At 61.4% G+C, this 13,286-nt stretch carries 11 protein-coding genes; 2 read left to right on the top strand and 9 right to left on the bottom strand.

Features of this window, described 5'->3' with window-relative positions:
• Positions 1-133 precede the first annotated feature (133 nt).
• The 6 genes from gcvH to BDB13_RS20310 form a co-directional block, all read right to left on the bottom strand.
• Positions 134-538: a glycine cleavage system protein GcvH gene (gene gcvH / locus BDB13_RS20285; RefSeq protein ID WP_094273393.1), complete on the bottom strand. Its 405-nt coding sequence runs from the start codon at positions 536-538 to the stop codon at positions 134-136.
• 45 nt (positions 539-583) lie between these two features.
• Complete coding sequence (locus BDB13_RS20290; RefSeq protein ID WP_094273395.1) at positions 584-1,336, bottom strand: DUF881 domain-containing protein; 753 nt, start codon at positions 1,334-1,336, stop codon at positions 584-586.
• 3 nt (positions 1,337-1,339) lie between these two features.
• On the bottom strand, positions 1,340-1,690 hold the full coding sequence (locus tag BDB13_RS20295; RefSeq protein WP_094273397.1) for a small basic family protein: 351 nt from the start codon (positions 1,688-1,690) through the stop codon (positions 1,340-1,342).
• 13 nt (positions 1,691-1,703) lie between these two features.
• Positions 1,704-2,570 carry a DUF881 domain-containing protein gene (locus tag BDB13_RS20300; RefSeq protein WP_094273399.1) on the bottom strand — a complete coding sequence of 289 codons (867 nt, stop codon included), beginning with the start codon at positions 2,568-2,570 and terminating at the stop codon, positions 1,704-1,706.
• A complete protein-coding gene (locus BDB13_RS20305; RefSeq protein ID WP_094273401.1) occupies positions 2,567-3,139 on the bottom strand; it encodes a CDP-alcohol phosphatidyltransferase family protein in 573 nt (190 codons plus the stop codon). Before BDB13_RS20305 ends, BDB13_RS20300 begins: the two co-directional genes overlap by 4 nt.
• A gap of 134 nt (positions 3,140-3,273) precedes the next feature.
• Complete coding sequence (locus tag BDB13_RS20310) at positions 3,274-3,888, bottom strand: NUDIX hydrolase (RefSeq protein ID WP_094273403.1); 615 nt, start codon at positions 3,886-3,888, stop codon at positions 3,274-3,276.
• Positions 3,889-4,023: 135 nt separating this feature from the next.
• Here BDB13_RS20310 and BDB13_RS20315 point away from each other — a divergent pair, with 135 nt between their 5' ends.
• On the top strand, positions 4,024-6,270 hold the full coding sequence (locus tag BDB13_RS20315; RefSeq protein ID WP_094273405.1) for a DUF2254 domain-containing protein: 2,247 nt from the start codon (positions 4,024-4,026) through the stop codon (positions 6,268-6,270).
• Position 6,271: 1 nt separating this feature from the next.
• On the opposite strand, the gene pepN is transcribed toward BDB13_RS20315, so the two are convergent.
• From pepN to BDB13_RS20330, 3 genes are all read right to left on the bottom strand, one after another.
• Positions 6,272-8,758, bottom strand: coding sequence for an aminopeptidase N (gene pepN / locus BDB13_RS20320; protein WP_094273406.1), 2,487 nt, complete (start codon positions 8,756-8,758; stop codon positions 6,272-6,274).
• 36 nt (positions 8,759-8,794) lie between these two features.
• A complete protein-coding gene (thiD, locus tag BDB13_RS20325; protein WP_094273408.1) occupies positions 8,795-9,595 on the bottom strand; it encodes a bifunctional hydroxymethylpyrimidine kinase/phosphomethylpyrimidine kinase in 801 nt (266 codons plus the stop codon).
• 95 nt (positions 9,596-9,690) lie between these two features.
• Positions 9,691-12,933 (bottom strand): protein kinase domain-containing protein, encoded by a 3,243-nt coding sequence (locus tag BDB13_RS20330; RefSeq protein ID WP_254923041.1) that lies wholly within the window; start codon positions 12,931-12,933, stop codon positions 9,691-9,693.
• Here BDB13_RS20330 and BDB13_RS33060 point away from each other — a divergent pair.
• Positions 12,850-13,152 (top strand): hypothetical protein, encoded by a 303-nt coding sequence (locus tag BDB13_RS33060; protein ID WP_254923071.1) that lies wholly within the window; start codon positions 12,850-12,852, stop codon positions 13,150-13,152. The genes BDB13_RS20330 and BDB13_RS33060 overlap by 84 nt on opposite strands.
• The last annotated feature ends 134 nt before the right edge of the window (positions 13,153-13,286 follow it).

A 13,286-nucleotide genomic window follows, 5' to 3' on the forward strand; every position in this document is an offset into this window, starting at 1 on the left:
GAGCATTTTCACAGTCACATTCAGATACGGCCTTGCACCCCGACTTGGCACATGCGTACCTAACGACCGTACCCTGCGCGGACCGTTGTGTGCAGCGAGACTGGCCGCGACACAACGGACCGCCATGTGCGTCCTAGCTGGACGTGAGTTCTGTGTATCCGGCAGCGTCGAGAGTCTCCGAAAGTGCGCTGTCCAACGCAGCTTCGTCGGCTACCTCGAGATCGACCAACCAGCCGTTGTTGTACGGGTCTGTGTTGACCAGTTCCGGCTGACCATCCAATTCACTGTTGGCTGCAAGCACTTTCGCGGTGAACGGCGCGAAGATGTCGGAGACGCTCTTGGTGGATTCGACCTCACCGAGCGATTCACCGGCGGTGACTGCTTCGCCTTCAGCGGGAAGCTGGACGAACACCACGTCTCCGAGCTGTGACTGAGCGAAGTCGGTGATACCGACTCGAACAGAGGTCGGGCCGGTTCGCTTCACCCACTCGTGCTCCGCGGTGTAACGCAGATCGGTAGGTGTATCGAGCTCACTCACAGTGGCTTCCTTTCACATGCCGCCCGAAATTCCGGACGCAAAAATTCAATTTCCAGGTTGAGCGTATTGGCGCGGATTCAATTGTCGCAAGGCGGAGATCGTGACCTGCTGCGATTGCTCGAGCGAGAAACTTCCTCCATTGCGTGAAACGTTGTCGAACACTCCACCGGGAATGTTCAGCGCCGCTGCCAAAGTCGGCGGATCGCCGATCGCGCTCACAGTGTACGGCGCTGAGATCTTCACGGAGTCCAACTCGAGTGCCCCGCCGCGTCCGGTAACCCACGAGTTGACACCGATCCGGATCGGTTCGCCTGTAGACCCGGCAATCTGAATGGCCTCGGCTCCCGCTGCGCGGAGCTCTTGGATCAGATCGAGCATGACCTCGGATCCGACACCACCGGCCGGGTCGGTCAACGTCATCGTCACACCGGGACCGATTGCGGGCGCCGTCCCCACCTGGATGGACAACGCCATCAGTCGCGCCTGCGCTTCGGCGAGCGCGGCGACGGTGCTACCGCTACGTTGTAGCGTCGCCAACGAATCCTCGAGGTCGGATACTTCCTGTCGCAGAGCAGCTTCACGACGATTGAGGTTGTCGAGGACTACCAGCAGGTCAGCCGGCCTGGCGGAATCGAGTGAGTCGCCCGCAACGGTACTGCGGACTTGCGTCGCAATTGCTATTCCGAGCACACCGAGGAGAACTGCAGCGAGGATTGCAAATACGACGTTGGAGCGATGTTTGGATACCGGACGAAGTTCGTGTCGCCCTTCGTGCGGACCTGCGCCGGATTCAGCCATGACTCACGCTCCGAACAGGCGTCGCCGTAGTGCCGCTGCGTTGCCGAAGATACGGATACCCAGAACAACGACGATTGCCGTCGAAAGCTGCGTGCCGACGCCCAACTGATCGCCCAACCAGACGATCAGTGAGGCCACCAGAACGTTGAAGACAAACGAGACGACAAACACTTTGGCGTCGAAGATTTCGTCCAGATATGCGCGCAATCCACCGAAGACTGCGTCGAGGGCAGCGACGACGGCGATCGGCAGGTACGGCTGAATCACGTCGGGCACCTGCGGGCTGAAGACGACACCCAGCACGATGCCGATCACCAGCGCTGCGAGTCCGTACAGGGCGGAACCGGCCTTCATCGAACTCCTTCTGTCACTTGGGTTGATTCGGTTGGGTCGCGACACGCACGGGGCGCGGAGTCGCGGGCGGAAGGGTCAGCGAGTTATCTTCGGCCACAGCAAAACCGACACCGTACAACTGCGTGAGGCTCGACATCCTGAGGTATGCATCGCTGACGACGAACTTTCGTTGCAGACTGGGACTGTCACCGATTGCCTTCACTACGTACGGCGAGAAGACGGGTTGGTTGTCGACCAGCATCGCGCCGCCGGCTTGACGGATTGTCACGGCGGGACCGATACGCACACCGCCAACCGAAACAGCCTCAGCGCCTCCCTCCCACAATGCATTGACCACTGTTTGCAGGTCTCGATCGAGAACTACGGACTTTCCGCCGACGCTCCGCTGTGAGGCATCCGAAAGATTCGGCCGGCCGGCCGGATCGGTCAGCGTGACGGTAATGCCTTCCCCGTGCACAGTTTCGATTCCCGCCTCGGATTCGACAGCTCGAAGTTGCCCGAGCACCTGGCTTCCGCGGGCATCTCCGACAAGTGCCGACCCGCGGGCGTCGTCGACCGATTCGGTGAGCGAATTACGCGTCGCATCCAAGGCATCGATGTGTTCTTGTGTCTCACGGACCTTGGCAACGAGGTCTGCGCGCAGATCTTCGGTACCCGTTATCTGACGGGCAGCAGAGACCGCGGACACGCTGAGAACGAACCCGATGAGAACCGCACCGACGGCCAACCACGGTCCGGTACGCGGCATGCCGTTCCGACTGTGATCGTGTTCTCGTTCGAGTGCTGCTGCTTCATAGCCGGGGTCGAGGTGTTCGGTCATCAACGACCGGAGCAGCGACGGCACCGGATTGCGGCGCACATCCTCCCCGGTTGTCTTCATCGGGGCGTGACCTCGTAGGTTCGAGCAACCTCAGCAGCTTTGAGAATGTAGATCACCGCAGTCCACACGTACAGAACGGTTCCCCAGATCAAGAATGCGAAGCCGAACGTGTGAGTGAATGCGGCAATCGCCCAATCGCCCTGCCCGGCCAGAATCAACGGAAGCGCGAACATCAGCAGGAAGGTTGCGGCCTTGCCGAGGTAGACGACCTCCGGAGGCGGGAGCCCACGCCGGCGATAAATCGGCAAGGTGAGCGCCAGAATCAGATCGCGGCCGATCAGGATTGCGGCAACCCACCAGGGAATGAAATCGCGCGCCACAAACGTGACCAGGGTGGTGACGACGTACAGGCGATCGACCAGAGGGTCCAGCACAGCGCCCAATCGGGATGTCTGATTGAGAACGCGGGCCAGCTTGCCGTCGAGCCAGTCAGTAAATCCGCTGAGCATCAGTAGAGCCAAGGCCCAGCCGTCGGAGTGCGTCACCAGAAGCAGATAGGCGAAGAGCGGGAGCGCCAGAAGCCGCACCATGCTGAGGATGTTGGGAACTGTCAGAACTCGATCCGTCATGGCAAGTTCTTGTTCACCTGATTTCACTGCACACACCTCGCGTAGTCCGTCACTCCGTGGTGCAAGCCTTCCACAGGGAGCTCGACATTCTGATCACGGTCTCCTGTGTGCGGAGTTCGCGCGTGTCGGGGACACTACCGCCACGCGAAGACGGGTTGTTCGAGGTTGTCGATCCGGGTATGCCGCCCACTCAGAACCTCGCGAAGCTGGTAGACGACGGCACCGGTCGGCGCGTGAACGAGACTGGTTCGAAACGGCCACTGCACCACGGGGTTCGGCGACTCTTCGATCGAGACGAAACGCGGTTCCACATCGAGTTCCGCCGATGTCACGGCATACATCGATGCAACCTCGTCCGGGTTGGGAACGAGTTGATCGAAGTCGACACCCGACCAGACGACAAATGGCCGGATCACAAACCCTGATCGAGTGACGTAGTCGTCGAGTCGCCCGATGATGTCTGCCGGAGTCGTCGTCAGACCAAGTTCCTCGGACAGTTCCCGCACTGCGCCCTCTTCGGGTGTCTCACCGGGGTCGACGCTGCCGCCGGGCAGCGCGAACTGACCGGGGTGTGCGCGCATCTTGCTGGGACGCTTGGTCAGCGGAAAGACCGATGTTCCGTCGGCATCGCGCATCAACGCAAAGACCACGGAAGCCAACCGGCGGCCATCGGGATCGACGGACTTCGGTTCGAACGTCGCGAAGGCCGATTCGACGTGAGCCCGATCGAGTAAATCTACGTTCACCATTTCTCGACATTAGCGCGGAGCGCAAGAAACTCGAATACACCACGACTCATTTGATCGTTTTGCCAGATTATCGGGGCGGCCTACTGTCATGCTCATTCGACGGCATTACCCACCATCGCGTAAGGAAACCGCATCGTGAAGGCATGGTTCGTGGAATCCGTCGTCGATACCGGCCGACTACCGCTGTTTTTCCTGCTTGTCTCGTTTCTGCTGGCCTTTCTATTCATCAGATTCAGCGTCCGCATGATCCGCGCCGAAGTTTCGTGGTGGCCGGGCAACGTCACGCCCGGCGGCATGCACATCCATCACATGGTTTTCGGCCTGATCATGATGCTCGTATCCGGATTCGCGTTCATCGCGCTGGCCGATTATCAGACACCGGTGGCAAACTGTGTCCTCGCGTCGGTGTTCGGCATCGGAAGTGCACTCGTTCTCGACGAATACGCCCTGGTCCTTCATCTGCGCGACGTCTACTGGGCGGAAGAAGGTCGTTCATCGATCGATGCGGTGTTCGTGGCGATCGCCATCGTGCTTCTGTTCCTCTTCGGAGTCCATCCGATCGGATTTGCCGGCGATTTCAATCCGTACGAACAAGATCGCAGTATCGGGACCCTCATCGGGATCATCATCACGATCTTGATTGCACTTGCGATCGCGATGATCACATTGCTCAAAGGCAAACTGTGGACCGGGCTGATCGGGTTGTTCTTCCCACCACTACTCATCGTCGGCGCAATCCGCCTCAGCCGGCCCGGTGCGCCGTGGGCTCGGTCACGATATCGCGACAAGCCGGCGAAGATGAGTCGAGCCATAGCCCGCGAACAACGTGTTCGGCAACCATTGATCCGGGCAAAAATTCGGCTCCAGGAAAGTGTGTCGGGAAGTTTCGGACTACCGGAAGCCGACCCCGTCAAGCTCGACGCCCTCAAGCCCGAACTCTCCCTGGCCTTGCCGCTCCAGCCGCCGATCGCGACTCCGATCGAGACTCCGAAATGGCGAATTTCCGACGCACTGCGGTGGCGTCGCACCCGCCGACGGCTTCGCACCGTCCCCGTCTGGCGACTGCCCGTCCTACTGGTGGTCGCGGCATTCTTTCTGGCGGACACGCTCATCGATGTCGACAGCACGTTGTTCGACGGCTTCGGTTCGGATTCCAATGAGTACGCCGTGGATCCGGGCGCCACCGCGACTCTGCTCAGTGTCATCGCCGGCGGAATGATCACCCTCACCGGTCTCGTGTTCACCGCGATCACCCTTGCCATGCAATTCGGGGCGTCGCAGATTTCAGTCCGGGTGGTCCCGCTACTCGCTCAGCAGCGAGTGATGCGCTGGTCGATCGGAATGTTCCTCGCGACGTTTGTCTACTCGATCATCGTCGCTCTCGATCTGGCACTCAACACGCAACATTCCGCTCCTCAGATTTCTACATACACAGCACTATTTCTCGCGATTGTCAGCGCAATACTCTTCATCGCACTGGTTGCCAAAGTCGGCTCGATCCTCAATTCGAGTCAACTTCTCCGGTGGATCGCGTCGGAAGGGCGACGCGCAATCGTTCGCGCGTACCCGCTCTACAACGAGTTCTCCACTGAGGCAACTTCCGGTCCGGCGCTTCAGGCCGCCGACACCCTGGTGCCCGTCGACGAATCACGCGAACTATTGGTGATTCGACTACGACATCTCTCGCCCGACGGACGCGTGCTGCTGGCAATCAACCTGCCGCGACTGCAACGACTTTCCTCCATCTGGGGCGTCAGCATCGAGGTCGTTCCCGGTATCGGCGAGTTCGTAGCCCAGAACGCTCCGATCTTCGAAGTTCGGGGAAATTCGTCGAACGTCCGTCCCGAATCACTGACGTCGTGCCTGCTCTTCGGTGACACACACAGCCCAGTAGCCGGCCCGGCAGCGGCCATCCAGTCCATCGTCGACATCTCCTTGAAGGCCCTGTCCCCTGCTATCAACGACCCGGGCCGAGCGGTCCAAGCCCTGGATTACATCGAGGACTTACTCGTTATCCTTGCGCCCCGGGTGCGCGCCGACACCGCGACGTCCACGTTGTCGAGGATCCGCGGGCAGCAGCGAACCTGGACGGACTACGTGTCCATCGCGACCGACGAGATCAGACACTTCAGTACCAACTCCGCTCAGGTGCAACGACGCCTACGCGCCGTCTTCACCACCTTGATCGCGGCCTGTCCCCCCGATCAACATGCACCGCTACTCGAGCGCCTCGACGCAATGGACCAGCAGTTGACCCGGGAGTGGACGGGAGACCTCGACATTCGCCTGGCCGGTGCCGCCGATCCCCAGGGCCTCGGTTCGGAGGCCGGTTCCAGCGGCCGAGTGCATCCACTGATCGTCGGCCGGCCGGACGCCCGGTAGTTCACACCGTTGCGTTGGCATCCTGGACCCGGAGATCACGGGCCAGGTTGTCTCGCTTCTCGAGCACCAACCGGCGCAACGACGCCGGAGCATCCTCGTTCTTCGCTAGCCACCGATCGACTGCCTCCAGGTCCCCGGAAGCCGGGAACAAACCGTTGACGAGTCGCCGGGCTATCTCGATACTGCGCTCGGACCACCATGCCCGCAACGACGCAAAATAGTCGGGTGCATAGCCCTCGATCAGCGTCCCGTCTGCGCCGGCCCGGAAGCCGCCGATCATTGCGTCGAGGTAATCGTTCGAGAGTGTTCGGTCAGTTGTTGTGGCCGTCCACACTTTTGCCTTCGTGTCCGCCGTCGGTAGAGATGCGAGAGCGCGGGCATGCGCAGTTTTTCCGGCTGAGGTGCCATCACGTTCCAATTCCTGATCGAGATCATCGGGATCGGCAAAACCGGTGGCAGCCAACGCAATCCACAGCGCCCAGCGGAGGTCAGGATCGAGGGCTAATCCGACCGGACCCGGGCTCTCGCCGAGCAGTATCGCTCGAAGTGCTTCGGCGTAGGTGTCGTCGATTGCGGCGGCGGCCGCGCACGCGCGAGCCCAGGCCAGCTGACGGCCGGATTCCGGCTCGCTCTCGAACATGGTCTTCCAGGTAGTCGCCAACCAACCCGCTGCAGCGGGCGGGCGAAGGTGCTCTGGAACGTAGTGAACGATCGCGTACTGCGCGTCGGTCAGTACGGAGCTGAGAATGGCGAGGTCGGACTCTGTGGGGCCGAACCGTTCCACCATCGCAAGGTAGCGGAACACCGACAACTCGCCGTCCCGTACCGAGTTCCACAGAGACGACCACACAACTCCGCGTGCCAGAGGATCGACAATCCGGTCGAGCGAGTTGTCGACGGTCTCGAGAGACGCGGCATCGAGTCGAACTTTGGCGTACGTCAGGTCGTCGTCGTTGAGCAGGATCAACCGTCCGGCCGGAAGATCGATCGGTGTCCGCGCGGCTGCGAAGTCGATGTCCACCCGGTCTGAGCGGACCAGATCACCGGTCTCGTTGTAATCGTAAACACCGACTGCCAGTCGGTGAGGCCGCGGATCGGTCTGCACCAACTCTCCGCTCTCCAACGTCAACGTGGACACACCGGTGGTCTGCAACCACGCACGCGCCCAATCGCGCATGTCTCGGCCGGAGGTAGCGCTCAACGCGTCGAGGAAATCGACCAGTCGAGTGTTTCCGAATGCGTGAGCCCGGAAGTACCGTCGCGCTGCCTCGAAGAACGCGTCGCGGCCGACAAACGCCACCAATTGTTTGAGGACGCTTGCACCCTTGGCGTACGTAATGCCGTCGAAGTTCAGTTTTGCAGCCTCGAGATCAACGATATCGGCGACAATCGGATGGGTGGTCGGCAGCTGATCCTGCAGGTAGGCCCAGGATTTCCGCTTGATTGCGAACGCCACCCAAGCATCGGTGAATCTTGTGGCCTCCACACTGACCAGCGCTCCCATGAAGTCCGCGAACGACTCCTTGAGCCACAGATCGTCCCACCAGACCATCGTCACGAGGTCGCCGAACCACATGTGTGCCATCTCGTGCAGGATCGTGTTGGCACGGCTCTGGTACTGCGCATCCGTGGCTTTTCCCCGGAATACGTAGGCCTCGGTGAATGTGACGAGTCCTGGATTCTCCATTGCCCCGAGGTTGTATTCGGGAACAAATATCTGGTCGTACTTACCGAACGGGTACGGGTAGTCGAAAGCTTCGGCATAGAAATCGAGACCTTGCCTGGTCACCTCGAAAACGTCGTCGGCGTCGAGGTACTCGGCCAGCGAAGCCCGGCACAGCACAGCCAGATCAACGGTGAGATCGCCACGAGACCACTGCGATGCCACCCGATGGTAGGGACCGGCAGCGATCGCTGTGATGTACGTCGAAATCGGCAGTGTCGGAGCAAATTCCACAGTCTTGCTGCCGGTGTCAGACGAATCTGTTTGCACCGGAGCCTGGTTCGACAGCACTTCCCAGGACTGCGGAGCCGTCACCACAAAAGTGAACGGCGCCTTCATGTCCGGCTGCTCGAAGCAGGCAAACACACGACGTGCATCCGCCGGTTCGTACTGCGTGTACAGGTATGTCTGCCCGTCGGCGTCGTCGACAAATCGGTGTAAACCCTCGCCGGAACGGCTGTACTCGGCAAGGGCATTCACCCGAACGACGCTCGACCCCAACACGCCGATCAACTGGATCCGCGCGCCGTCATACTCGAATGGAATCCGATGGCCGTTCACCTCGACGGATTCGACTGCAGCACCGATGAAATCGATCCAGGTCGAGTCTGTTGTCGACTGCATTTCGACTGTGGTGACCGACCTGAAGGTCGGCACAGCCGCATCCGTCGCCGACCGGAGATCCAACTCCACTCGATACCCGGTCACCGATACAGCAGACGATCGTCCGGCAACTTCGCTTCGACTCAAATTCGCGGTGCTCACCTACCTGATCCTGCCAGGCTGCACCGCGTTGGTCTCCTAGCCGGTGAAAGCGCCCTGCCAGACGGTGTCGAACGGGGTGTGAGCAGAGACGCGAGCTTCGATGCCGGCGGTGACAAACTTCTTTGCGAGCGCAACAGCCTCATTCACGTCGACGCCCTTTGCCAGCTCCGCGGTGACTGCGGCAGCAAGGGTGCAACCGGCACCCGAGACGCGTTCCTGGCCGACCTTGGGAGCAGAAAGAATGGTCACGTCCGTACCGTCGAACAGCACGTCGACGGCGTCGTCTCCGGCCAATTCGACGCCGCCCTTGGCGAGAACGTACTTCGGTCCGAGGTCGTGAATACGACGAGCGGCCTCGATCAGTTCCTCGACGCTGGAGATGCTTTCCATGCCGGCCAGCGTGCGCGCCTCGAAGAGGTTGGGCGTGACAACCGTCGCGAGCGGGAGGATCGAATCACGAAGTGCTGTATCGGTATCGAGCGCTGCGCCGGGCTCCTGACCCTTGCAGATCAGAACCGGATCAAGAACGACGTGGCGCCAGGACTGGCGACGAAGTCCTTCGGCGACAACCTCGATGGTGGCGGGAGTGCCCAGCATGCCGATCTTCACGACCTCGAGATCGTGCGCCGCGGTTGCCGCTTCGATCTGATCCGCAATGACCTCGGGTGCGATCGGGACAAACCGATGGCCCCAGTTGTTCTTGGGATCGAAGGACACGATGCACGTCGTCGTCGCGATTCCGTAGACGCCGCGGGCCTGGAAAGTCTTGAGGTCTACCTGTAGGCCGGCACCACCGGTGGATTCGGATCCAGCGATGACGTAGGCAAGGTCAACCACGGTACTAACTCCTCTTGGGGCTTCGACACCATCCGCGGATACCCGCGAATGCCGGAGGTGAGTTTATCAATATTGACTGTGCAGCTTTTCCGCGACTACTCACCCGGTCCACCGGGCTCGTTTTGGGACTGCTCGACCACCCAGGCAGCGATCTGCGCGCGCGACGTGAAACCAAGTTTGGTGAGGACGTGCTCCACATGGCCCTGCGCGGTGCGTATCGAGATCACCAACTTGGCAGCGATCTGTTTGTTGGTGAGGCCCTGAGCGACGAGGTCCGCAACCTCACGCTCACGCTTGGTCAAGTCTGTCGACTGACCCGCCGTACGGGTCGCGTCCGGGGATTGCCGGCCGAGCGCATACGCGACTGCCCCATCCATACCCATGAGCCGTCCCTGTCTGCGGGCTGCCCCGAATGCCTTCTCACCGAGGGCTCGCCGCGTCAACGCTTCGCATTCCTCCTGATAGGGCTGCAGTGTGGGGAACACGATCGTGACGCTGCCTACGGAGAGCCCCAACTCTTCCGCGGCGCCGATCAGAACGGCCGCACGCCGCGAATTCCCTTCTGCCGCAGCAATCCATGCCAACACCTCCAGGCACGCCGCGCAGGTGAGCGGATCATTGACCTGCTCGGTGAGCTGAAGCGCCTGCCCGAGCAGGTCAACGGCTCTCCCCTGGTCGCCCCGTCGCCACATCGCAACGCCCATGGCCCACAGCGTGTACGAGTGATACACCGATTCCCCGTGAGATTCGGTGATTGCGAGCGCTTTTTCGTAACAGCCGATCGACCGTTGCGATTCGCCGAGCAGTTCGTACACCAACCCGAGTATCTGCAATACGCTCACTTCACGTGTGAGATCACCACGTGCGTCGAACACCTCCAGAGCATTCTCCAAGCGGGAGACTGCGCGTGGTAGATCGTCCCGGTACAGCGCCAGCATGCCGTCGGCATGATCCACTAGTGCTTGGGCAAGGGGGTCAGTGAGCTGAGCAGCAAGCGCGCGTCCCTCCTCCATCAGGGCAGTCGCTGCCAGTAGGTCGCCCTGCACTGCTGCCAACAGACTGTCCGCGTGGATCGCTCGAATGCGTCCCGATGTCGGCTTTCCCGCATCGCGGGCGAGGAAACTGTCGAGCCAATGCCGGCTCTCGCTGTACAGACCCCGGGTCAGTGAGAAGTGATACAGCGCAGTAGCCATCTGCAGTCCGGCCTCGACGCCCGACTCTCCGTCGGAGAGGCCGTATTCCAAAGCTTCCCGCATATTCGGCAGCTCCCGATCGAGACGATCAATCCACTCGAGTTGCCTCGGGCTGATCCATCCGGCTTCCGCGTCAAGCGCCAACTGCCGGTACCAGTCCAGGTGTCGGCCGCGGAACACCTCGTACTCACCGGCCTGCTGGATTTTCTCCCGGCCGTAATCGCGAAGTGTCTCCAGCAATCGGAAGTGGACCGCGGTGTCGAACTCCTCTCGGATCAGGATCGATTTGTCCACCAGTGAGCTCAGCGAGTCCAGCAGGCCCTCCTGCGCCGCGTCGACGCCGCAGACCTCCTCCGCCGCATCGAGTTCGAAACTTCCCGCGAACACCGCCAGCCTCCCCCACAGCTGCTGTTCTTCGGGAGTACACAGGTCGTAGCTCCAGTCGATACTCCATCGCAAGGTCTGCTGCCGTGTGGGGGCAGCCCGGCTACCTCGGGTGAGAAGCGCATAGCGATCGTCGAGCCGCTCCAAGATCTGTTCGGGCGACATCGCCCGCAACCTCGCCGCCGCCAACTCGATCGCCAGTGGCAGCCCGTCCAGCCGCTGGCAAATCCGGGTGACGACGGCCCTGTTCTCCTCGGTAAGTTCAAAGCCCGGCACCGCGGCAGCCGCCCGTTCGACGAACAGCGTCACCGCGTCGTATCGGGGCAACACACGTAGCGACGGCTCTTGGTCAGGACCGGGGACCGCCAACGGAGACACCCGCAGTACTGATTCCCCGCCAATGCCGAGAGGCTCGCGTGTGGTCGTCAAGATTTTCAACTGTGGGCACGCTCGCAGCATTGCTTCGACCAAAGCCGCCACCGCATCGACGACCTGCTCACAGTTGTCGAGGACCAGCAACAACGTTCGAGTGGCCAGAAACTCCACCACAATGTCCTGCAACGGCCGCGCAGACTGGTCACGCACTCCGAGAGCGGCCGCCACGGCGACGACCACAAGCGGCTCTTCGTGCAGCTCACCCAACTCGACCAGCCACACGCCGTCGGCGAAGTCCCTCTGCGCTTTTGCCGCAACCTGCAACGCGAGACGCGTCTTGCCGACACCGCCAATTCCGGTCAACGTGACCAGACGAGACCCAGACAACAAGTTCTTCGCCTCGGCCAGCTCAGCGCGCCGGCCAACGAAGCTGGTCAGCTCCAGCGGCAAACTTCTCTCGACTCCCTGACCGGACGGTGAGGTGGGCGGACTCCATCGTCGCGACGGTGGTGGTGAATCCTGGCGCTCACCTTCGTGTTCGGCGCGCAGCGCCATTTCATCGACTGGGAACCCGTGGCGGAACTGAAGTTGCCGCAGGTCCTCGCCCAGCGCCGACGCAGATTGCCGGTCCCCGGGGTCTCGGGACATTGCCTTCTCGACGACCCCACACACGTCGTCAGGAAAGCCGTTCTCCCGCAAATCGGGCACCTGTTGTGCGGTGATCCGCAAGAATTGGGCCACAACCTGCTCGCCGCTGCGGCGCTCGAATGCCGCGTGACCGGTGAGCGCACTGAACAGCGTGGCCCCGAGCCCGTAGACATCTGAGGCCGGACTCGGCGGCTCACCACCGAGCACCTCCGGCGCGGTGAATGCCGGCGAACCAGTGACCGTTCCGGTCGCAGTCTTGAAACCGTCTGTGATGTGCGCTATCCCGAAATCTGTCAGAGCCGGTTCACCGTAGTCGGTCAGCAGAATGTTTGCCGGTTTGACGTCACGATGCAGAATGCCGAGCAAGTGCGCCGTCTCGAGCGCGCCCGCCATCTTCACCCCGAGCCTCAGCACTTCCTCCACGGAGAACGGCCCCTGCCGGCGGATCCGAGCATCGACGGAGCCTTGCGAGTGGTACGCCATAACCAGGTAGGGGCGCCCGGTGTCAGTGACACCGACTTCCAAAACGCCCACGATGTTCGGGTGGCCGGTCAATCGCCCCATTGCCCGCTGTTCCCGGAAGAAGCGTGCGCGGTTCTCCTCGTCGAGATCAGCAGTCAGTACCTTCACGGCGACAGTACGGTCCAGTCCGGTTTGCACGCAGCGGTAGACCACTCCGAATCCGCCGCGCCCGACCTCCCGCGCGTCGTCGAATCCCGCCGCTCCCAGCTCATCCACGATGAATGGAAGCAGGTCGCGACGCGTGTGGAGTTGATCGTCTTCGACCATGGGCTACTTCGATTCTGCGGAATCGCCGGCGACGCACCATTGCGCTACTTCTCGATAATGTTCCCTTCGCGCATGGCCGTCAACGCAGTGCGTGCCGAGCCCGGTGGCACCGAGCGTTCACTCGGCAACTGCGCAAAGGGTCTGAGCGAGCGTGGGCCTGCGCGGTGACGTATTGACCCAGAGAGATAGGTACCCGTGCACGTACTTCGACCGATGTGTGCAACTCCCCTGAGTGCGACGGTCAAGGAGTACCTACACATACCGATCGGATCTGGTTGCGATGACAACTCTGAAAGATCAAT

Origin of the sequence: Rhodococcus sp. OK302, from assembly GCF_002245895.1 — a bacterium.
Classification (GTDB): Bacteria; Actinomycetota; Actinomycetes; order Mycobacteriales; family Mycobacteriaceae; genus Rhodococcus_F.

Excerpts from the sequence above, each read along its gene's own strand:
- BDB13_RS20290 (WP_094273395.1), bottom strand. The coding sequence starts at position 1,336 with ATGGCTGAATCCGGCGCAGGTCCGCACGAAGGGCGACACGAACTTCGT.
- BDB13_RS20295 (WP_094273397.1), bottom strand. The coding sequence starts at position 1,690 with ATGAAGGCCGGTTCCGCCCTGTACGGACTCGCAGCGCTGGTGATCGGC.
- BDB13_RS20300 (WP_094273399.1), bottom strand. The coding sequence starts at position 2,570 with ATGAAGACAACCGGGGAGGATGTGCGCCGCAATCCGGTGCCGTCGCTG.
- BDB13_RS20305 (WP_094273401.1), bottom strand. The coding sequence starts at position 3,139 with ATGACGGATCGAGTTCTGACAGTTCCCAACATCCTCAGCATGGTGCGG.
- BDB13_RS20310 (WP_094273403.1), bottom strand. The coding sequence starts at position 3,888 with ATGGTGAACGTAGATTTACTCGATCGGGCTCACGTCGAATCGGCCTTC.